This is a genomic window from Actinomadura sp. 9N407 (genome assembly GCF_044326315.1).
In the GTDB taxonomy this organism is placed as follows: Bacteria; Actinomycetota; Actinomycetes; order Streptosporangiales; family Streptosporangiaceae; genus Spirillospora.
In genome coordinates, this window is sequence record NZ_JBIRAW010000006.1 from 118,680 (window position 1) to 138,571 (window position 19,892).

The 19,892-nt window shown below is 71.3% G+C and carries 17 protein-coding genes; 7 read left to right on the plus strand and 10 right to left on the minus strand.

The window, feature by feature from the left end:
- The first annotated feature begins 35 nt into the window (after positions 1-35).
- From ACH34Q_RS11770 to ACH34Q_RS11785, 4 genes are all read left to right on the plus strand, one after another.
- On the plus strand, positions 36-803 hold the full coding sequence (locus tag ACH34Q_RS11770) for a hypothetical protein (protein ID WP_395982869.1): 768 nt from the start codon (positions 36-38) through the stop codon (positions 801-803).
- 380 nt (positions 804-1,183) lie between these two features.
- Positions 1,184-2,311: a hypothetical protein gene (locus ACH34Q_RS11775; RefSeq protein WP_395982870.1), complete on the plus strand. Its 1,128-nt coding sequence runs from the start codon at positions 1,184-1,186 to the stop codon at positions 2,309-2,311.
- 20 nt (positions 2,312-2,331) lie between these two features.
- The gene (locus ACH34Q_RS11780) at positions 2,332-5,565 is read left to right on the plus strand and encodes a DUF4132 domain-containing protein (RefSeq protein WP_395982871.1); all 3,234 of its coding nucleotides are present in this window, start codon (positions 2,332-2,334) and stop codon (positions 5,563-5,565) included.
- 38 nt (positions 5,566-5,603) lie between these two features.
- On the plus strand, positions 5,604-7,808 hold the full coding sequence (locus ACH34Q_RS11785) for a DUF4132 domain-containing protein (RefSeq protein ID WP_395982872.1): 2,205 nt from the start codon (positions 5,604-5,606) through the stop codon (positions 7,806-7,808).
- A 147-nt stretch (positions 7,809-7,955) separates the two neighbouring features.
- On the opposite strand, the gene ACH34Q_RS11790 is transcribed toward ACH34Q_RS11785, so the two are convergent.
- On the minus strand, positions 7,956-8,753 hold the full coding sequence (locus ACH34Q_RS11790; protein ID WP_395982873.1) for an ATP-grasp domain-containing protein: 798 nt from the start codon (positions 8,751-8,753) through the stop codon (positions 7,956-7,958).
- 51 nt (positions 8,754-8,804) lie between these two features.
- Entirely contained in the window at positions 8,805-9,398 is a 594-nt protein-coding gene (locus tag ACH34Q_RS11795; protein WP_395982874.1) for a TetR/AcrR family transcriptional regulator, read from the minus strand.
- A 78-nt stretch (positions 9,399-9,476) separates the two neighbouring features.
- On the opposite strand from ACH34Q_RS11795, the gene ACH34Q_RS11800 reads away from it, so the two are divergent.
- Positions 9,477-10,322 (plus strand): alpha/beta fold hydrolase, encoded by an 846-nt coding sequence (locus tag ACH34Q_RS11800; protein ID WP_395982875.1) that lies wholly within the window; start codon positions 9,477-9,479, stop codon positions 10,320-10,322.
- Between the two features lie 39 nt (positions 10,323-10,361).
- Here the strand turns inward: ACH34Q_RS11800 and ACH34Q_RS11805 are convergent, their stop codons facing one another.
- The 3 genes from ACH34Q_RS11805 to ACH34Q_RS11815 form a co-directional block, all read right to left on the minus strand.
- Positions 10,362-11,099, minus strand: a complete 738-nt coding sequence (locus tag ACH34Q_RS11805) for a glucose 1-dehydrogenase (RefSeq protein ID WP_395982876.1) — start codon at positions 11,097-11,099, stop codon at positions 10,362-10,364.
- Between the two features lie 54 nt (positions 11,100-11,153).
- The gene (locus tag ACH34Q_RS11810; protein ID WP_395982877.1) at positions 11,154-12,239 is read right to left on the minus strand and encodes a hypothetical protein; all 1,086 of its coding nucleotides are present in this window, start codon (positions 12,237-12,239) and stop codon (positions 11,154-11,156) included.
- Between the two features lie 102 nt (positions 12,240-12,341).
- Positions 12,342-13,658, minus strand: a complete 1,317-nt coding sequence (locus ACH34Q_RS11815) for an alpha/beta hydrolase family esterase (protein WP_395982878.1) — start codon at positions 13,656-13,658, stop codon at positions 12,342-12,344.
- Between the two features lie 202 nt (positions 13,659-13,860).
- Here ACH34Q_RS11815 and ACH34Q_RS11820 point away from each other — a divergent pair, with 202 nt between their 5' ends.
- Positions 13,861-14,457: a class I SAM-dependent methyltransferase gene (locus ACH34Q_RS11820; protein WP_395982879.1), complete on the plus strand. Its 597-nt coding sequence runs from the start codon at positions 13,861-13,863 to the stop codon at positions 14,455-14,457.
- A 29-nt stretch (positions 14,458-14,486) separates the two neighbouring features.
- Here ACH34Q_RS11820 and ACH34Q_RS11825 read toward each other — a convergent pair whose 3' ends face one another.
- Entirely contained in the window at positions 14,487-14,927 is a 441-nt protein-coding gene (locus ACH34Q_RS11825; protein WP_395982880.1) for an SMI1/KNR4 family protein, read from the minus strand.
- 94 nt (positions 14,928-15,021) lie between these two features.
- Between ACH34Q_RS11825 and ACH34Q_RS11830 the strand changes: the two genes are divergently transcribed.
- Positions 15,022-15,609: a hypothetical protein gene (locus ACH34Q_RS11830; RefSeq protein ID WP_395982881.1), complete on the plus strand. Its 588-nt coding sequence runs from the start codon at positions 15,022-15,024 to the stop codon at positions 15,607-15,609.
- Between the two features lie 42 nt (positions 15,610-15,651).
- On the opposite strand, the gene ACH34Q_RS11835 is transcribed toward ACH34Q_RS11830, so the two are convergent.
- The 4 genes from ACH34Q_RS11835 to ACH34Q_RS11850 all read right to left on the minus strand — a co-directional run bounded on the left by ACH34Q_RS11835 (position 15,652) and on the right by ACH34Q_RS11850 (position 19,845).
- Positions 15,652-16,899 carry an alpha/beta hydrolase-fold protein gene (locus ACH34Q_RS11835; protein WP_395982882.1) on the minus strand — a complete coding sequence of 416 codons (1,248 nt, stop codon included), beginning with the start codon at positions 16,897-16,899 and terminating at the stop codon, positions 15,652-15,654.
- Positions 16,896-17,939 carry a methyltransferase gene (locus ACH34Q_RS11840; RefSeq protein ID WP_395982883.1) on the minus strand — a complete coding sequence of 348 codons (1,044 nt, stop codon included), beginning with the start codon at positions 17,937-17,939 and terminating at the stop codon, positions 16,896-16,898. The genes ACH34Q_RS11835 and ACH34Q_RS11840 overlap by 4 nt, the downstream gene beginning before the upstream one ends.
- A gap of 251 nt (positions 17,940-18,190) precedes the next feature.
- Positions 18,191-18,826, minus strand: a complete 636-nt coding sequence (locus ACH34Q_RS11845) for a TetR/AcrR family transcriptional regulator (protein WP_395982884.1) — start codon at positions 18,824-18,826, stop codon at positions 18,191-18,193.
- Between the two features lie 83 nt (positions 18,827-18,909).
- Positions 18,910-19,845: a macro domain-containing protein gene (locus tag ACH34Q_RS11850; protein ID WP_395982885.1), complete on the minus strand. Its 936-nt coding sequence runs from the start codon at positions 19,843-19,845 to the stop codon at positions 18,910-18,912.
- Positions 19,846-19,892: the final 47 nt, after the last annotated feature.

Consider the following 19,892-nt stretch of genomic DNA (forward strand, 5'->3'; position numbering starts at 1 on the left):
ACTTTGGTGCGCGGTGGGGTCCTACCCTGATCGCCATGACGCAGGAAAAGCCGCTGAGGACGTTCGGCAACCGGTGGGCGGACGCGGTCGGGCCCGGGGGCGGGAGCGATCGTGATCGTTGCACCTGCTGCCACTGGGACGGCGAGCAGCAGGCGGAGCGCGTCCATTTCCACGGCGAGCGTCAGGACACCTCGGCCCCGGGCTGGCTGCGGCTGCTGGAGCTGATCGAGGAAGCGGCCGCCGACGGGCGGGAGGAGTTCAAACCGCTGGTGGAACTGGGGCCGGCGGAACGGCGGCAGATCGTGACGCTGCCGCCGACCATCGCCAAGCTCACCGCTGTCAGGCATCTGGTGCTGTACGGGAGCAACCTCGTCCGGATCCCGCCGGAGATCGGCGGGATGACCGGGCTGGAGGAGTTCAGCCCGTACACCTCGCACCGGCTGCACTGGTTCCCGTACGAGATCACTCGGTGCGCGAGACTGCGTGACAGCACGGTCAGCACCCGGGTGCTGTACGGGAACTTCAAGAACCGGCCGCCGTTCCCCGAGTTGCTGCCGGGTCGTGCCGATCCCGGTTCTCAGGGCGCCGACGCGGTCCGCGGCTGCAGCGTCTGCGCGGCACCGATCGATGACGGGTTCCGGCAGGTGTGGATCTCCCTGCGCGTCGCCACGGACGTCCTGCCGCTGCTGGTCAACGCCTGTTCGGCGGCGTGCGTCGAGGCGCTGCCTCCGCCCGCCGAGCGGTACGTTCCCATCCCGCACGAAGGTGGCCCGGGGGTGGCCCAGCCCGCCGCAAGGTGGTGATCGCCCCCGCGCCACCATGGTCGCCATCGACAAGATGACGAGGCCATGACCGCCCTGTACGGCCCCGGCCGTCCACGCCGTTCTGGGGGCTGCTTCCCGAGCGTGCCCGGTGGGCGTTGCGCGACATCGCCACGCAGATCCGGTACGGGGCCGGCGCGCATCACGAGCCGCTCCCGCCGGTGGGAGCGAGGCTAAGCGCCGGGGCCGGGCGGGATCGGCCTTCGGCCCTGCGAATTCCCCCATTCGCACTTATCCGGGCACGGATAGGCAGTCGGGTGACCGTTTTGAACCGATCCACGGGCCGAGGGAACCGGCGGGTGCCCGAGGTCGCCCAAGTGATCGATTCACCGCGCATTCATCACCGCTGAGGAGGTCGCATCGTGGCGGCGGAAATCGTGATCAGCTCGTTCCCGCGCAACCAGATCGTCGAGTTCGGCGGGCTGCCGGTGCTGGACGCGCTGCCCTCGCGCGGCAGCTGGGATCTGCGGGAGGGTGCCGCCGCCGCGTTGGAGCGGATGGACGCGCCCGTCCCGCCCGGCCTGGTGCCGGACGAGCAGGACGACGCGGAGCGCTTGGCCGTGGCGCTCGCCGATCCGGGGGCGGTGGCCTGGTGGCTGCCCCTGGTGTCCTGGGGCGACGGGTTCCGGCACACCGGCGACCACCTGCGCTGGCTCGCCGAGCGGACGCGCGGCGAGGCGATCAGCGCACTGGTGATCGGCGGTACCTTCGACCACGGCCGGGTGGAGTCCGACGCCCAGGAGCCGGTCGGTACGCCCCGTCCTCAGATCTTCGTCACGCCGATCGGCGGGGACCCGTACGTGGACGACGACGCCGTCGCGCTCTCCCAGGCCGTCGAGATGCTGGCGCGGCGGGCGGCGGACTTCCCGAATCTGCGGGCGCTGTTCGTCGGGGAGATCGACGACGACCAGGTCTTCAGCGGCGACGAGGTCGACGTGGCCGTCCTGCTGGAGGCCTTCCCGCGGCTCGAAGAGCTCGACATGTGCGCCCAGCTGGCGCTGCGGTTCCGCGTTCCCGGCCACACCGCGCTGCGGCGCCTGGCGTTGCACGGCGTGCTTGAGGTGGACGAGATCGAGCGCATCGCCGCCTGCCGGCTGCCCGCTCTGGAGCACCTGGAGCTGTGGTGGTCGGAGGATTTCAGCGACGCGCAGGATCCCGGCGAACGATCTGCCCTCGACGAGCTTTTCGGCGGCGGGACGATGCCGCGCCTCCGCCATCTGGGATTGCGCGAGTTCACCTTCATCGACCAGGTGGTCGAGCAACTGGCCACCTCGCAGGTGCTGCCCCGGCTGCACAGCCTCGACCTGTCCCGCAGCCTCCTCACCGATAAGGGGGCGCAGGTGCTGCTGAATTCCGCCGGCTTCCGCGGCCTCCAGCGGCTGGAGCTCGGCTACCACTTCATGTCCGAGGAAATGGTCGAGCGGATCACCCAGGCCTTCACTGCGGCGGGCGTGGAGATCGGCACCGGCCACGGCAGGCGTCGGCGGTGAACGAGAAGCGGAGTGACGCCATGCTCGAGTTCCCGGAATGGTTGCTGCGGGAACTGCACCCCCGTCGCGGCGGGCTCACCGTGCCCGTCGGGCCCCTTGACAGCGGGACGGCGAACGCTCTGTTCCTCGAGGTCGACCGCCACATCGAGGACGTGCTGTCCCGGTCGAAGGAGTCCGATCCGGCCGAACGGGCGCGGGCCTATCGCGAGGGCGTTCCGGATCCCCTGGGCGCGGCGGTGGTCACGCAGATCGTGGCCACCGCTCCGCGCATGCGGTGGGACGAACTCGAGCCCGGGTTCGTGGACGCCTGGGTGGCCGAGCACGGCCTGCCGTTCGCCGCCTGCGCGTTCGCCGAGCTCGTCGACGTGATGGTGGAGAAACACAGAAGGATCCGGTTCCGGCGGGATGGCGACGGGCCCATGCGGTGGTGGGTGTCGGGGCCGGGTCCGCTGCGTCTTCGCGCACTCCTCGCGAGCGCGGACGACGCCGCCTACGCCGAGACCGTACGGCGGCTGGCGGATCATCGCCGGAGCCCGCTCCAGCGCGTGGTGGCCGCCTACCTGGTGCCGACCCGGCAGGACTGGGTGGACGACGCGTGCGCGACCCCGCTCGCCGAGGGGGACGAGCAGCGGCTCGCCTGGCTGCTGCTGTGCTCGCTGAGCTCGGCACGCCAGCTCGATCAGGTCCGGGGATGGCTGCGGCTGGGCTGGTACGACCTGTCCGTGTCCGTCGTCGCCGCTCTGGTCGAGGGTGTCGGCTCCGCCGGCGTCCTGCCCCTGCTGACCGAGATCGTGGAGGGCGGCTGCCCCTACGACCTCCGGAGCGACCTGCTGAGGATGGTCGCCCTCCTGCCGGAAGACGAACCGTTCCAGTACCTGGTCGACCGCCTCGGCCGGCCGTCCGTGCGCGAGGCCGTGATCGAGGCGATGGAGCATTTCCCCGAGCGGGCGGTGAGCCTGCTGGCTCCTGCGGCCAAGGGGGGCTCCACGAAGGCCGCGCACGCCACCGACCTGCTGCGTGCCCACCTGGTGGCCCACCCCGAACTGCTGGTGGACGGCCTGCCCGAGTCGGTCACCTCATGCCTGGAACGGGTCGGGGACGTACCCGCCGGTACGCTGCCCGCGCTGCTGACCGAGCCGCCATGGACGCGTACTCGGAAGGCCGCCAAGCCGGTCGTGCTCGACGGCCTCGCCCCGCCGGCCGTCCAGGCCGTGCGATGGGCGCCGGGCGAGCGGGAGCGGTGGGCGGGCGACGCCGGCGAGTACTGGCGCCACCGGGCCGACACCGACTGGAAGGGCATGGCGAAGCGGTACTGGGCGGGCAGGCTGACCTGGTGGGATGTGCGCGGGCTCCTCGCCGACGGACCCGAGGACCTCGTCCGTCCCATCCTGGAGGAGTGGCGCCCGGACCACCTGTGGGGCGCGCAGCGCTGGGCGATGCCGATCGTGGCGCGCTTCGAGGGCGGCGCGCTCCCGTTCGTCCTGCGCATCGCACGGGCGAACCCGGCGAACGCGGGCCTGCTGATCCTGCCGTTCCTGGACGCGGAGGCCGCCTCCCTCGCGGCCGGATGGCTCGCCCGCCTCACCTCGGCCCGGGCCGCCGCGCGGGAGTGGTTCGACCGGCACGGTCTCGACGCCGTCCCGCCGCTGCTGCCCGCCGCGCTCGGCAAGCCCGGCGTGGAGCGCCGCAGCGCCGAGACGGCGCTGCGGTATCTCGCCACCGGGCACGGCGATGAGCCGATCGTCGAGGCCGCCCGGCACCACGGCGACCGGGCCGCGGACGCGGTCGCCACCATGCTGGCGACCGACCCCCTGGACGTCCTGCCGGCCAAGGTGCCCCGGCCCGGCGCGTGGGCCGATCCCGCGCTGCTCCCGCAGATCCTGATCGGCGGCCGGGCCCTGCCCGCCGCCGCCACCGGCCACTTCCTCACCATGCTCGCGATGTCCAAGCCCGGCGATCCCTACCCGGGCATCGAGATCGTCCGCGGGCTCTGCGACGCGGAATCGCTCGCGCGGTTCTCCTGGGCCGTCTTCCATCGGTGGGAGCTGAGCGGTGCGCCGGCCAAGGACGGGTGGGCGCTCACGCAACTGGGGTGGCTCGGGGACGACGAGGCCGTCCGGCGCCTATCTCCGCTGGTACGGGCATGGCCGGGAGAGGGCGGCCACAAGAAGGCGGTCGCCGGGCTGGACGTGCTCGCCGGGATCGGCTCGGACGTGGCGCTGATGCACCTGAACGGCATCGCGCAGAAGGTGAAGTTCAAGGGCCTCAAGGCGCGGGCCCAGGAGAGGATCGACGAGCTGGCGGCCGGACTCGGGCTCACCCCGGAGCGGCTCGCCGACCGGCTGGTGCCCGATCTCGGTCTCACCTCCGACGGCAGCCTGACCCTCGACTACGGCCCGCGCCGGTTCACCGTCGGGTTCGACGAGCAACTCACCCCCTATGTCAATGACGGGGACGGCAAGCACCGCAAGGCCCTCCCCAAGCCCGGCGCCAAGGACGACGAGGAACAGGCGCCCGCCGCGTACAAGCGGTTCACCGCACTCAAGAAGGACGTGCGGACCATCGCCGCCGACCAGATCCGGCGGCTGGAGACGGCCATGGTGACGGGCCGCCGGTGGACGGTCCAGGAGTTCGCCGACTTCTTCGTCGGGCATCCCCTCGTCCAGCACATCGCGCGGCGCCTGGTGTGGGCGACCGACGACGGGACGACGTTCCGGATCGCCGAGGACGGCACGTTCGCCGACATCGGCGACGAGGCGCTCGTCCTCCCGGACGCGGCGCGGGTCCGCATCCGCCACCCCGTGGACCTGGACGACGGCGAGCTGACCGGCTGGTCGGAGATGTTCGCCGACTACGAGATCCTCCAGCCGTTCCCGCAGCTCGCACGCGCCGTCCACGCCCTCACCGAGCAGGAGCGCGACGGCGCCCGCCTGGAGCGCTTCGAGGGCCGCGCCGTTCCGGTCGGCAAGGTGGTCGGGCTGGAACGGCGCGGCTGGCGGCGCGGAGACCCCCAGGACGCGGGCGTCGAGTCCTGGATATCCCGGCAGGTCGCCGACGACCGCTTCGTCGTCATCGGTCTCGACCCGGGCATCATCGCCGGAGCCTTCGACGAATTCCCCGAGCAGACCCTGTACGGGGTGCGGCTGACCGACGCCCCGCACGGGAGCCGGTCCTGCCGCTTCGGCGACCTCGACCGGGCGACCGCCTCGGAGATCCTCGCCGACCTCCTCGCCCTGACCGATCAGGCGACATGACGCGCGCGTCCGCGCCGCCCCCTCGAAAGGAAAGACAGATGAGCGATGCCCTGCCCGCGTTCCTGGTGGACCCCCCGTGGGAGCAGGACGCCCGCGAGTACCGCGCCGCGGTCAAGGCCGAACGCGCCAACGAGCCCCCGCTCGTCCCCGGCCTCGAGCCGCCCGCCGAGCAGTCCGTCGTATGGGAGCCCGGCGAACGGGAGGAGTGGCTGAGGGTCCGCCCCCAGTGGCGCTTCTCCTCCGACAAGGAGAACGGCCGTCTCGACGCGGAGGGATGGGAAGGAGTCGTCCAGGCGTACAAGGACGGGGACCTGACCTGGACGCCGAGCCAGGCGGTCATGTTCTGCGGCGCGCCCGAGGAACTGGTCCGGCCACTGCTTCCTGAGTGGCAGCCCCGCCTGGAGGGTTACTGCTCCTCCCAGCTCACAATGATCGCGGCGCGGTTCGAGCTCGACGCGCTCCACGTGGTGCTGCTCAACGCCCGGGCCAAGACGTACAGGTTCGGTGCCTCGCTCGGCCCGTACCTCGACGTCGAGGTCGCCCGGATGATGGCCGACTGGTTCGTACGGCTGAGCTCGGTGCGGCGGCTCGCCCGGGGCTGGCTCCTCCGGCACGGAACGGCGGCCGTGCCGTTCCTGGTACCGGACGCGCTGGCCAAGCGGCGGGTGCCTCGCGAGAAGGCCACGGCGGCGCTGTCCCTCATCGCGGCCGAGCACGGCACGGCGGAGGTGGTGGAGGCCGCCCGCCGGCACGGCGACCGCGCCGCCGAGGCCATCGAGGAGATCCTCACCGGCGCGCCTCCGGAGGTCGTGGCCGAGGGACCGGCGGCCAAACCCGACAAGCCCCTGCCGACGACATGGCTGGACCGGGACCGGCTGCCGGAGGTGCGGCTGCGGGACGGCCTGGTGCTCCCGCCCGAAGCCGTGGCGAACCTCATCGGCGCGCTCACCCTCTCCCCCGGCGTCCGCTGGAACGGCCCGGCGGAGATCTACCCCGGCCTGGACGAGGTCCTGGAGCTGTGCGACCGCGCGTCGCTGGCCGCGTTCAGCTGGGCCCTGTTCGAGAGCTGGATCGCCGCCGGCCGGCCGAAGCGCACCCGCTGGGTGGTCGACCAGTTCGTCTGGCTGGCCGACGACGAGGTCACCCTGAAGCTGGGCGCCCACATGCGCAAACGGCCGAACGACATCGGCAACCACGGCGCCGGCGCGCTCGGCGACATCGGTACCGACACCGCGCTGATCCAGCTGCACCGGATCGCCCGCCAGGCGACCCCGGGCCTGCGCCGCGCCGCCGAGGGCTGCCTGGCCACAGCCGCCAAGAGGCGCGGCCTGACGCCCGACGAGCTCGCCGACCGGCTCGTCCCCGACCTCGGCCTGGACGCCGCGGGCACGCTCGTCCTCGACTACGGACCCCGCCGCTTCACCGTCGGGTTCGGCGAGCAGCTCCAGCCCCATGTGATCGACGAGGCGGGCAAGCACCGCAAGACCCTCCCCAAACCGGGCGCCAGGGACGACGCCGATCTCGCGCCCGCCGCGTACCAGCGCTTCTCCGCGCTCAAGAAGGAGGTGCGCGCCGTCGCCGGCGACCAGGTCCAGCGGATGGAACGGGCGATGGTGACCGGACGCCGCTGGGAGCCCGAGGAGTTCCAGCGCTACTTCGTCGACCACCCGCTCCTGCGGCACATCGCCCGCAGGCTGGTGTGGACGACCCAGGACACCCCCTTCCGGATCGCCGAGGACCGCACGTTCGCCGACATCGGCGACAAGGCGGTGACGCTGCCGGAGACGGCCCGGATCGGGATCGCGCACCCCATGGAACTCGGCTACGAGGAGTTCGGCGACGCGGTCGCGGACTGGGCCGAGGTGTTCGCCGACTACGAGATCCTCCAGCCGTTCCCGCAGCTCGCACGCCCGATGCACGCACTGACCGACGACGAGCGCCGCACCGGCCGCCTCGACCGCTTCGCGGGCACCACCGTCCCGGTCGGTGCGCTGCTCGGCCTGACGCGGCGCGGCTGGGAACGCGGCGGCGCCGGCGACGGCGGCGTCCAGGGACAGCTGTTCCGTCCCGTCCTGAAGGGCCTCGACCTGGTGATCGACCTGGATCCGGGCATCGCGGTCGGTGCCCTCGACGTCTTCCCCGAACAGAAGCTCCGCGAGGTCCGCTTCACCCGTCCGCCCGCCGATGCCATCGCCCCCATCACCGCCTCCGAACTCCTCAACGACCTCACCGGCCTGGCCTGAGAGCGCCCAAGTGCGGTGACCACGACCCTTCACCGCGCCGCCGCCTACGTTGACTCGTGGCGTGTTCGCCTCTGGCCATGTCGTTTTAGGCGAACACGCCACGAGTCAACGCTCCAGGCGCGCCGGTGAACGTTGGTGGTCAGCGCGCTAGCCGTCGAGTTCCAGGGTTTCGACCGCCCAGGGGGCGTCGCCGTCGGTGAGGCGGTCGCGCGGTACGCAGGCCCGCGCCAGGACGTCGAGAACGCGCCGCGGATCGCAGCCGTACACGCCCGCGCCCCAGGCGCTGTTGGCCTCGACGACCGCCCAGCCGTGACCCGCTATCCGGCCGACGTCGATGACGATCCCCGCGGGGACGTCGATCTCGGCCAGGACTTGGGCCGCGTAATCCCGCGCCTGCGACGTCTCGTCCGGCGAGGAGTGCCACTGGCCGTCCTCACCCTGGGCGAGTTCTCCTTCCCGCAGGTACGGGGACAGCGTGACGACCCGGCCCTCGAGGACGAAGCATCGGAACTCGACTTCCCACGTCACCGGGTCCGCCACCAGCACGGGAGTGTCGTCGGGCTGGGCACCGGCGGGCGGGAGGCCCGTACCGTTCCGGTAAACGGCCCCTTCGAAGCCCTTGCGGCCGTCGGCGGGCTTGACGAAGACCGGTCCCGCCATGGCCCGGGCCTCGCCCAGCGTGCTGGTCGCGATCCGGCGTCCCAGATGGCGTTCGGGAAGGTCCGGCAGCCAGCCCGCCGGGGCGTCCAGCATCGCCAGCCCGAGCCGGGTGGCGATGATCTCGACGAACAGCGGCTCCCCATACAGGACGACATCGCGACCGCGCAACCGATCGGGGGCGCGCCAGCCGCCGAGCCGTTCCACGCCCCAGCCGGCGGTGACGGCGGCCGTACGAAGCGTGCGTGAGTCGGCGGTGTAGCGCGGGGACAGAACCAGCATCGGCATTGCCTTGAGACGATGCCACCCGCTGTTCGGATCCAGGTGGAGAGGGTCGGTTCAGGTGAAGATCAGGTCGAGGTGGGCGTCGAGGACGGCCAGTGCCTCCTGGTCGGTGTAGGCCCCGAACAGCAGCGGCCAGCGCAGCCCCTCGATGACGCTGACCAGGTGGCGGGCCGCCTGCGGAACGTCGAGTCCCTCGCGGGCGTGGTGGGCCTGGACGGCCTGGGCGAGCTGCCGGTCGACGAAGGCCGTGAGGTTGGTGTAGGCCTCGGTGGCGAGCCCGCGGGTGGGGTCGTCGACGCAGGCGCGGGAGATCATCCCCGCCCACAGCCGGGCTCCGGCGCGGCCGTCGTCATCGAACGGGAGCAGCAGGGAGAGCACCAGGCGGAACTGCTCGCGGAGCGTGGCCGGCTTCCGCTGGTCCAGCAGCTCCCGGACGCGGACCGTCAGCAGCTCGTTGCCCTGGCGCAGGGCGAACAGCAGCATCTCGTCGCGGGTCTTGAAGTAGTGCTGCACGGTACCCATCGCCATGCCCGCCTCGGCGGCGACCGAGCGGAGGCTGGCGGCCTCCACCCCCTTGGTCGCCACCAGCCGTACGACGGCTTGGGCGATCGTGGCGCGGCGTTCGGCGTGGTCCACCAGTCTCGGCATCCGGCCTCCGTTGGTCATGCGTTCGCATGACATAGGCTAGCGTTGTCATGCGAGTGCATGACAACACGGAGGTGCCCGATGGACAGCGCGACCGCCCGCAACGGGGACGTCGAGATCGCCTACGAGGTGTTCGGTACCTCGGAGGGATCACCGCTGCTGCTGGTCAGCGGCATGGACGGGCAGATGATCGGCTGGCCGGACGGCTTCTGCCTGGCCCTGGCCGCGGCCGGTTACCAGGTCGTCCGCTACGACCACCGGGACGCCGGGCTGTCGACCCACTTCACCGGCAGGAAACGGGCCTACGAGGTCACCGACATGCTCGACGACATGCTGGCCGTCCAGGACTCGATGGGCTGGACCTCGGCCCATCTGGTCGGGCTCTCGATGGGCGGTGGCCTGGCCCAGTTCGCCGCGCTGCTGCGGCCCGAGCGCGTGAAGACCCTGACGCTCATCGGGGCGGCGCCGCAGTACGGCAACCAGCTCCGGCTGTTCCGCCACATCCGCTTCCCCGGCCCGTTCAAGATGGCCTTCCACCGCTACGGCAAGAGCCGCGACGAGCAGAAGCGCATGCTCATGGACATCACCCGGTTCAGCGGGGGCAAGAGTCTGCCGCTGGAGGAGGACTGGATCGAGGAGATCGCCGAGGAGTGCCTGCGCCGCCGCCGGCCCGACCCCCACTCCCGGGCCCGGCAGCTGGCCGCCAGCCGTGCCGCGAAGATGCCCAAGGGCGGCATCGGCCAGATCACTCAGCCCGTCCTGGCGATCCACGGCGATGAGGATCCGATCGTCCGGCCGAGCGCGGGCCGAGCCATCGCCCGCACCGTCCAGGACGGCACGTTCGTCCTCGTTCACCGCATGGGGCACCTGTTCTCCCCGCCGCTGTGGCCCGAGCTCGTCGACCGGATCACCCGGCACGCCCGCTGAAGCGGCCAGGGGCGCCGAGCCGGACGGCCCGGCCCGCGGTCAGGTCTTGTGCGGGATCTGGTTGACGGCTCCTCCGTCCATGACGAATTCGGAACCGGTGGCGTAGGAGGACTCGTCGCTGGCGAGGAAGACCACGAAGGAGGCGACCTCCTCAGGCTGGCCGGGACGCCCGAGCGGGATCGGGATCATGTCGTCGGGGATGCCCTCGGTGATCGGGGTGCGGATCAGGCCCGGGTGCAGCGAGTTGGCCCGGATGCCGTGCGGGGCGAGCTCGATGGCGACCGACTTGGTCAGGCCCCGCAGGCCCCACTTGGCGGCCACGTAGCCGTGCGCCCAGGGCGTACCGCGCAGGCCCTCGATGGAGGAGTTGTTGATGATCGAGCCGCCGCCGGCCGCGATCATCGCGTCGGTGGCCGCGCGGATGCCGAGGAACGGGCCGGTGAGGTTGATGTCGATGATCTGCTGCCACTTCTCCAGCTTGAACCGGTTGATGGCCGCGCCGTTGGCGATCCCCGCGTTGTTGAAGAGCACGTTCAGCTTGCCGAACTCGGCGACGGTGGCCTCGACCGCGGCCGTCCAGTCCTCAGGGCTCGTCACGTCCAGGTGCACGTAGCGGCCCGCGCCCCCCAGCTCGTCCGCGACGGCCTTGCCCTCGTCGTCGAGGATGTCGCCGATCACGACCTTGGCGCCCTCGGCGGCCAGCGCCCGGGCGCTGGCCGCTCCGATGCCGCGCGCCCCTCCGCTGATCAGGGCGACCTTTCCGTCCACTCGTCCCATCGCTTGTGTCCCTTCTTGGTGAGCGGTCCCAGTGAGCGGTACCAGCCAGCGGTCTCAGTCGGCCAGGGCCGTCGCGAAGACGCCGCGGGCGGTGTTGAACGGCAGGTCGAGCGGCGTCCGGAGTCCCGGCGGCGCCGCGATGACATCGGGGATCGAGTTGACGATGCGCCCGGCTCCCGCGGCGATCGCGGCGTAGTTGTGGTCTCCCTTGGCGCTGGTCGGGCAGACGTCGACGCGGTAGGACGGTTCGCCGACGATCTCGACCCGGTAGGAGCCGCCGTCCTGGGCCGGCTGCGGCCAGTCGGGACGCAGGTCGCCGCGGAGCCGGGTGGTGTGGTCGACGACGAGGACCTCCTTGCCGCCGACGAGGCCGCGGATCTGGAACCGTACGGCGGCCACTCCGCCCTCGGGGATGTGCCCGGCGGCCACGTCGAACGCCTCCGGCGCCGGCTCCTGCTCGAACCACTCGGTGATCTCGTCGAGCTCGAAGCCGAAACCCTTGGCCAGCAGCCGGAGACTGACTCCCCAGGCCGCCGCCAGGATCCCGGGCTTGAACAGCATCGGCAGGTCCCCGACGGGCCGGCCGAAGCCCATCACGTCGAACATCACCGGGCCGCCGTCATAGGACGCGTAGTCGGCGATCTCCGAGCAGCGCACCTGCTCCACCCGCTGGCAGGTGCTGGCGATCGCGAAGGGCAGCAGGTCGTTGACCCATCCGGGGTCGACTCCGGTGACGAAGATGCTCACTCCGCTCGCGCGGCAGGCGTCCTCGATGGGGTCGATCATGCGGTCGGGCAGCAGGCCCCACGGATAGACCAGCGGCACCGGCGAGGAGGCGACGACGTTGCTGCCCGAGGCCAGGATCTTCTGGACGTCGTCGAGCGCCTCGAACAACCGGGTGTCCCCGAGCGCGCAGTAGACCGTGCACTCCGGCCTCGCGGCCAGTGCCCCGTCCAGGTCATCGGTGGCCGTCACTCCCGTGACCGCGTCGAGGCCGGCGAGCGCGCCGGCGTCCTTCCCGACCTTCTCGGGGTTCGAGACGACCAATCCGACCAGGTCGAAGCGGGGATCCTCGATCAGCTGCGACAGGGCGATGCGGCCGACATTGCCGGTCGCCACGTGCAGGACGCGGATGGCCATGGTGCTCCTCGGGGGGTGGAACGCAGCGCCGGACTGGTCACCTGACTGGACACGTGTCCACGTTAGGGCCGGCCGGGCGTCGCCGCAAGAGCGGCGAACGATCTAGAGGCGGAACCGGGAGACGAAGTCCCAGATGACGGCATTGGCGTCGATGTCGCGGGTCGTACCGCCCAGAACGGGGCCGAGGAAGGGGATGCCACCGGGCCAGTTATGCCCGCCGCCCTTGATCCGGTAGAGGATCACCGGAGCGTCGGCGGGACAGCCGCCGTAGGTGTGCCGGGTGACCGTCGTACCGTCCTTCGGGTCGATGTCGGGCAGGTCGACGTCGGTCGTGGTGGCGGCGCAGCCGTTGTTGCGCGCCCAGAACGGGGCGGCGGCCGTCGCCGTGCTGTACGGGACGAGCGGGTCCGCGTCGCCGTGGAGCATCACGATGGGGACGCGGCGCCCGGGACGGCAGGCGGCCTGGTCGCCCAGTTGCCCGGCGACCGGCGCGAAGGCGGCGAACCGCGTGTTCTCGCACGCCATCTTGCTCGTGAAGAAGCCACCGTTGCTCATACCCGAGGCGTACAGGCGGCGCGGATCGGCGTTGAAGCGCTCGACCAGGACGTCCTGGAGCGCGGCGACGAAGCCGGGATCGTCGACGTCCGGCTCGGCCGGCCCGCCGCCCACGCCCTGCCAGCCGATCCCGTGATGCTCCGGCGTGATCATGATGAAGCCGTGGCTCTGCGCGTGGTCGGCCATCCGGCCGAAGAACTCGGCCATCCACGGGGTCTCGATCAGGCCGGGGAAATGGAAGAGCGCCGGACGGGGCGAGCCGTCGTAGTCGTCGGGCAACCGCAGGATCGCCACCCGCTTCTGCCCCGCGTGGGTGAGGTGGATCGCGTGGTCGCCCGGGTCGGGCCGGCGGTCCTGAACGGTGAAGCCGACCGCTTGCGCCACCGACCGGCCGTCACGCCGGACGATGCCGTTCCCCTGCCACGTGACCGTTCCGTCCGACGGCGCCTGAACGTTTCCGAAGACCTTCGCGGAGATCTCCACCCCGGCGGACTCGTCCCGGACGCTGAAGGTCCCCGCCACCCCGATGATGGAACGCGCCAGCTTGAACGTGACCTGCGCGGAACCGCCCCGGGACCCGGGCATGGCGCCCTGCCCTTGGACCTTGTCGGTCTTGTAGTCGCCCACGGTGTCGGTCACGGCGATCCCGCCCGAGGTCAGATCGCCCTCCAGCCGATAGGCGGGCGTACCGGCGGCGGTGATCGTGATCCGGTCGGGCCGTACGGCATCCGCTCGCGTGTCCGCGGCGGCGGACGGAGAGGACGGCACCGGTACCACCAGCGCGACGGCGGCCATCGCGATCCCGGCGTACAGGCGCCGTGCACGGAACCGGTCGCGGAACGAGTCGATAGGGCGAGAAGTCATGGCCGACCTTCCTGCGAACCCCGCCCCCGCGAGCCGCGGCACCTGCCCGGGATCAGCCCGGTCGTCGGACCAAGACTAAACGCGCCTTTCTCCGCCGGCTGCTCACGAAAGTGACACAAGTGCCGACCGGACTTGAGCCGTTCATGACAGTGACGACCACCCCGGTGCGGCTCCTGGGACATGCCATGAGACGGTCAGTCATATGACGAACTACGCCCGGATGTACCGCTTTGGCGTCACTCCTTGGGAACGCTATGGAAAGGCCGCGGCGGCCAGCATCGCCGCACTGCTGGACCGTGAGGAGACCGAGCGTTCCCGCCCGCTCGGCCGGGCCATCGACCTCGGCTGCGGCCGCGGGCAATTCACCCCCGAGCTCGGCCGCCGGGGCTGGGAGGCGGTGGGCGTCGACTACGTACCGGCCGCGATCGAAGCGGCCGAGCGCGAGGAGGCGAAGGGGGTCACCTACGTCGTAGGCGACGTGACGGACCTGCCGTCGGCCGGCCTCGGGACGTTCGACTTCTTCCTCGACATCGGTTGTTTCCAGGGTTTCGACACCGAGCAGCGACGGGCCGAGGGAAAGGGCGTCTCCGCGCTCGCCAATCCCGGCTCGACGCTGCTGATGCTCGCCTTCGGCCCCACCCGGCTGCGCTCCCGGATCGGCGGGGTGACCCAAGCCGAGGTCGAGGCCGCGTTCCCGGACTGGGACCTGCTCGACGTCCAGGCCGCGGAGACCGCGGGCCTGGGCTGGCCGATGAACAAGTCCTCACCGCAGTGGTACCGGCTGCGCCGACAGACCTGACCGGCGACCTTCCAGGCATGCCTGCGTGCTCACTTGTACCAGTCGTCGCCGTCCGAGCCCGCCCGGCGTTCCAGGTAGTCCGCCAGTGACGTGGCGACCCGCTCGCGTTCGTCGGTCTCGTGATCCCACACGAACACATCGCCGGCCGGTACCTCAGGGGCTCGGACGTACGCGAACTGGTCCCCGCCGCCGTTGTCCCCCATGAACATCAGCTGGTCGAACGGCTTGTAGAGCTCGGCGAAATCGGCGCTCTGCCGGAACTCCGTGTTCTCCTTGATGATCTCCTGCACCGACCACACCAGCCCGGACCCGTACTCGGCCCGAACGCCGTTGCTCTGCAGCAGCAGTTCTCGCAGATCGGCCGCCACTTCCTGGCCGAGCGTCCGCTCGATCCGATCGATCTCCCCATCGGAAGCGGGTTCGGCGAACTCCGCGTCGCCGTACAGCCGTCCGATCAATTCTCTCCACATGGCGTCTCCTCTCACCGTCGGACCAGTCTGTCCTGGTACGGTGCCGCATCTGCGGATCATGGCGATATTCCGTGCCGCTGAGGAGGCCATCGCAATGCCGCACTCGTTCGAAGGCCCGGCCGAGGCGCCGGACGCGGACCCCGGACCCACCCACTGGGTGAACATGCGCTGGCAGAGCGCACTGGGGTGGGCGGTCACCACGGTCTTCTGCCTCTACATCGCGGTCGGCATGACCGTGGCGACGATCGTGTCGGTGATCGCCGTGGCACCGATCGCGGGGACCATGATGCTGCTGGCCCTGGCAGTGATCTTCGGACTGCTGAGCTGGCCGCTGGTACGGATGACACCGCGCTACTCCACCCGCCAGGGGGTGTCGGTGGACGGAACGGGCATCACGCTGGCGCAGGAGCCCAAGCGCTGGTTCCCCGGTCGTAGCGCTCATATCCCCTGGCCGCAGATCCGCGGTATCAGCCGGGACCGGATCGTCACCAGCAGCGGGGACAGCCGCACCGTCCGGTACGTCGTCGACATCGAACTGAACGAGCCTCTCCGCGATCCGCAACCGCCGGGCTGGGCCGCCGTGGACGGCGGCAGGGTGCGCGTCCAGGCGAGGAAGGCACGGCAGGAAGAGATCCTCCAGGCGCTGCGGGCGACCCGCCCCGACCTGTTCGCGGACGGGTGAGCCTTCGGTCGCTGGACTTCGAGGCTCGGCCGGGAAACGGGGTCACCCTCCAGAACCCGAGGAACCTGCTCGGAGTGCAAGGAGGTCGTTGAGGCCTTCCGCGAGCCCGTGAGCCCAGCAGACGTAGTCGTGGCCGCCGTTGTACTCGGCGTAGGTGACGGAGCGGCCCTGCGCGTTGAGCGTGTCGCGAAGGTCCCGGTGCAGTTGGAGCACCGCCCACTCATGCACGCCGACCCGAAGGTGGACGCGAGGCGTACGGGCGTACTGCGTGGCCCACAAAGCGGCCGTGTCCGGTGCGTCGGACGGCTTCCACCACAGGGAGGCCGATTGTGCCAGAACGCCGTCGAAGCAGCCTGCCTCCAGGCCGACCTTCAGAGCAGTGAGGCCGCCGAGACTCTCGCCCGCCAGGAGCGCATTGCCCGGGGGTAGCGGCAGGCGTTCCCGTGCCCAGGGCAGGAGTTCGGCGGCCAGAAAGGTTGCGAAGCCTTCGTGCCCGGCCAGTTCGCTCGTCCGCGTCGCGTTGGAGAGGGCGTGCGGGGACAGCACGGCCAGCGGCGGGATCGTTCCGTCGGCGATGAGCCGGTCGAACAGCGCCTGCACGCCGAGTCTCCCGAACCACATGTCCCCGTCCAGCAGAACGAGCGTGGCCGCTGCCCGGCCTTGCGGTACGTACACCCAGGTCTCGCGCTCGGAGCCGAGTGCGGCGCTCGGTACCTGTTCGCGCGTCACCGTTCCGTGCGGCGTCACCGGGTCGACGTCCCAGGGGCGCCACGGCGGTACGGGCGCGTCAGGCAACGCGAAGACGGAAGCGCGTGCGTCGCCCCAGCGAGTCGGGATACTCCACGCGTTGAACGGGTCGTGAACGCCCCGCTCTTGCAAGGCCCGTGGGTCGAGGCCGGTCTCGTCATCGGCCAGGACGACCATCCGGTAGGAGCCGCTGTGGTCGGTACGGAGCCGGTAGGAGATGTACCAGGCGTCGGTTCCGTCCACCCGCCGCATCCGCGACGCGGCCGGGTCCGTCGGGTCGAACATCCGATTGACCATCGCGATGACGCCGCGCGTCTCGGGCGTTCCCCGCCACAGAAAGGTGACGGCGCGATGCCCGGGGTCGTCCGGGATCGGCTCGACGAGCGGGGTACCGGTGGCCGCGACCTCGTCCCAGAACGCGGCCTCGGCCCGCTCCGCAGCGCCCTGGCCGACGCTTGCGGCAGCGGCCAGGTCGGTGATCCGCGGGCCGGCGGCCGTCTCCGGTGCCGCCGGGCGCGGCGGCCGGGGCGGCCCGGAGATCATCCGGAGCGGTCCGCGGCGCGCAGCTCGATCGCGTGCATGCCGCCGTGCAGCCGGGTGATCGATTCCAGCCGGAGCCCGGCGCGCGCGGCCAGTGCGGCGTACTCGTCCCGGGTGCGCTCGCCGCTGCCGAACACGGCGTACATCTTCAGGTCGAAGGCCAGGTCATGGTGGTGCGGCTCGTCCTCGGGCAGCCGCTCGAACACCAGGACGCGCCCGCCGGAGCCGGCGGCCGCGGCGACGCGGCCCAGGATGGCGGCCGCCTCCTCGTCGGGCCAGTCGTGCAGTACCTGCGCCAGCAGGTAGACGTCCCCGCCCTCGGGGAGCTTCTCGAAGAAGCTCTGCCGGGCGAAGGCCGTCCGGTCGCCCAGGCCGAGGCCGGTCAGGTGGGCCTCCGCGCGCGCGGCCGTGGTGGGCAGCTCGACCAGCGTCCCCCTGGTCCCGGGGAACGCGGACAGCACGTTCCCGAGGAGCGCGCCGGAACCTCCGCCGACGTCGATCACGTGCTCGCCCGTCAGGTCCAGGGCCTCGACGGCCTTGGGTGCCCAGACGCTGGACCATTCGGCCAGGGTCCGGTCGAACGTCTCGTTGAGGCCCTCCTCGGACGCCAGCTCGTCCCAGAAGGAGTGCCCCTTGGCGTGCTCGAAGCCCGCCCGTCCCGTCCGGACGGCGTGCAGCAGGCCCGGCCAGGCGTCGTCGAGGCGGCCATGCCCGGAACGGCGGTCGAGCATCGCGTGGACGCGCTCCTCCAGCAGGAGGTGGCCTTTCGGCCCGAGCCCGATGATGCCGTCACCGGCGACGGTGAACAGCCCCTCGAAGACCAGCAGCCCGATCAGCCTGCGGACGCCTCCCGGCCGGGCGCCGGTCGCCTCGGCCAGCGCGTCCACCGTGGTACGACCCTCGGACACGTGCTCGGCGAGGCCGAGGGTGATCGCCGCGCGGATGGCGTAGGGGACGCTGAGGTCGACGGTGCGCCGCAGCTCGTCGAGCTGCCGGGCGTGCCCGTCCTCGGTGGTGGTCGTCGCGGGTGCCCCACGTGTCATCGGCTGTCTCTCTCATGGTCGGACCAAAGGGCCTGGTCGAACCCACAGGGCAGGGCCGGTACCGGTTCGATCCGGCAGCCGACCCGGCACAGGGTTAGGCAAGGCTAACCTAGCCGAGATCGCCCGCGCCATGATCAGCTCGGCGGCCGGTGATCATGGGACGGTACGGGCGGGGCTTCCGTACCGCGGGCCAGCCGGGCCTGGTGGGGACGGACGGCCAAAGGCCGCTTCCCGATCGCTGACGCCCGGATTCAGTCCAGACCGGGGAGGCGGGGTGAGATGACCGCCTTGAGCTCCTCGTCTCTCGGGGGGCCTTCGAGGCGTTCGATCTGCCGTTCCATGTATTCCAGGGCCTCGGCGTGGCCGACGGAGAACCCCAGATGCCGTTCCAGCATGATGACGCGCGAGACGCTGGTCATGAGCATGCTCATGACGACGGGCGAAGGAGTCTCCGGCGTGGTCTCGTAGCGCGCCATCAGGCCCGGCAGGGCTTCGATCTGCGTGCGGCGAAAATGTTCCGCATAGCGCGCGATCTCCGCCCGGATCTCTTTGCGGTGATTGGCCAGGCCGGTGAACTCCATCGTCAGCGCGGCGCCCGTGGGCTCGGTACCGAATTTCCACAGCGCCCACAAGGGCTGGGGGGATTCCAGGGCCTCGGCGTGGCGTTTGACGCCCTCTTCGGCGCGCCGCCGGAAGACCTCCAGGAACAGGTCGTTCATCGTCCGGAAGTAGTAGTGCACGAGTTGCGGCTTCAGGCCGGCCTGCTGGGCGACGCGCCGCGACGTCACTGCGGCGTACCCCTCTTCCAGCATGAGCCGTTCGGCCGCGTCGAGCAGGACGGTGCGGTTCTTCGCGTCGGGCGCACCGATCCTGCGGGTTGATGCCATGCCCTCGCCTCCGCGAATTCTCGGTCGACCGCCGTTGAACCGCTGCACATCGTAACCCTCCGCGACCAGGGCCGGCCGCGGGATCAGGTCCGGTACCAGGCGGCCAGGGAGGCCAGCGCCGCTTGCAGGGTGCCGCGTTCCAGTGCCGTACCGATGGTGCCGTCGCAGAATCGTTCGCCGCGTACGGTGGCCGTGGCGAGGCGGATCGCGTCGGCGGGAGTCGGCAGCACGCCGTCGGGGGGCGGCTCCGGCTGCTGGTGTTGCATCCAGTGATATTTCGGGGTGACCGCGCCGACGCCGGACAAGGCGTCGCAGGCCCGCCGTACCCGTTCGCCGTAGACCGGATAGCCCACCACGATGGCGCCGTCCGGCCGCTTCTCCGCAGGCTCCCAGCGGACGTCGCCCTCGGCCTGCGGTAGAGCCGCGAAGTCGTCGGCGACGGCCAGCAGGCGTTCCCAGGCATCGGGGGCGGTGTTCAGCGCCGCCAGCAGAACGGCGTCGTCATCGGCGGCCGGGTGTCGAGCGACCTCGGCCGCCAGCAGATCATGAGCCGTCCGGTCGAAGGCGATGAGCCGGATCCGCTGGACGGAGGTCGGAGTGGAGGCGATGGTCGCGACCGCTATCCGTGCCGCCTCCTCGGCGGGGAAGCCGTAGACGCCGGTGGCGATGGCGGGGAGCGCGACGCTGCGAGCCCCGATCTCGTCGGCGACCTCGAGGCACCGGCGGTAACACGAGGCCAGCAGTTCGACCTCGCCGCGATCGCCGCCTTCCCAGACCGGACCCACGGTGTGGATGACGTGCCGCACGGGCGGGTCGAGGTCGAAGGCCGGCGTCGCCTTCGCGTCGCCCGGATCGCAGGGGGCGATCGCCGCGCCCGCGGCGGCCAGCCGCGGCCCGGCCGCCCGGTGGATCGCGCCGTCCACTCCCCCGCCGCCCATGAGCGACTCGTTCGCCGCGGTGACGATGGCATCGGTCCGCTCGGAGGTGATGTCGCCCAGCACGACCTCGATTGTCGCCATGTCACGATCATGCCCGATCCCCGGGATCCGTGCAGTGGGAACCCCGG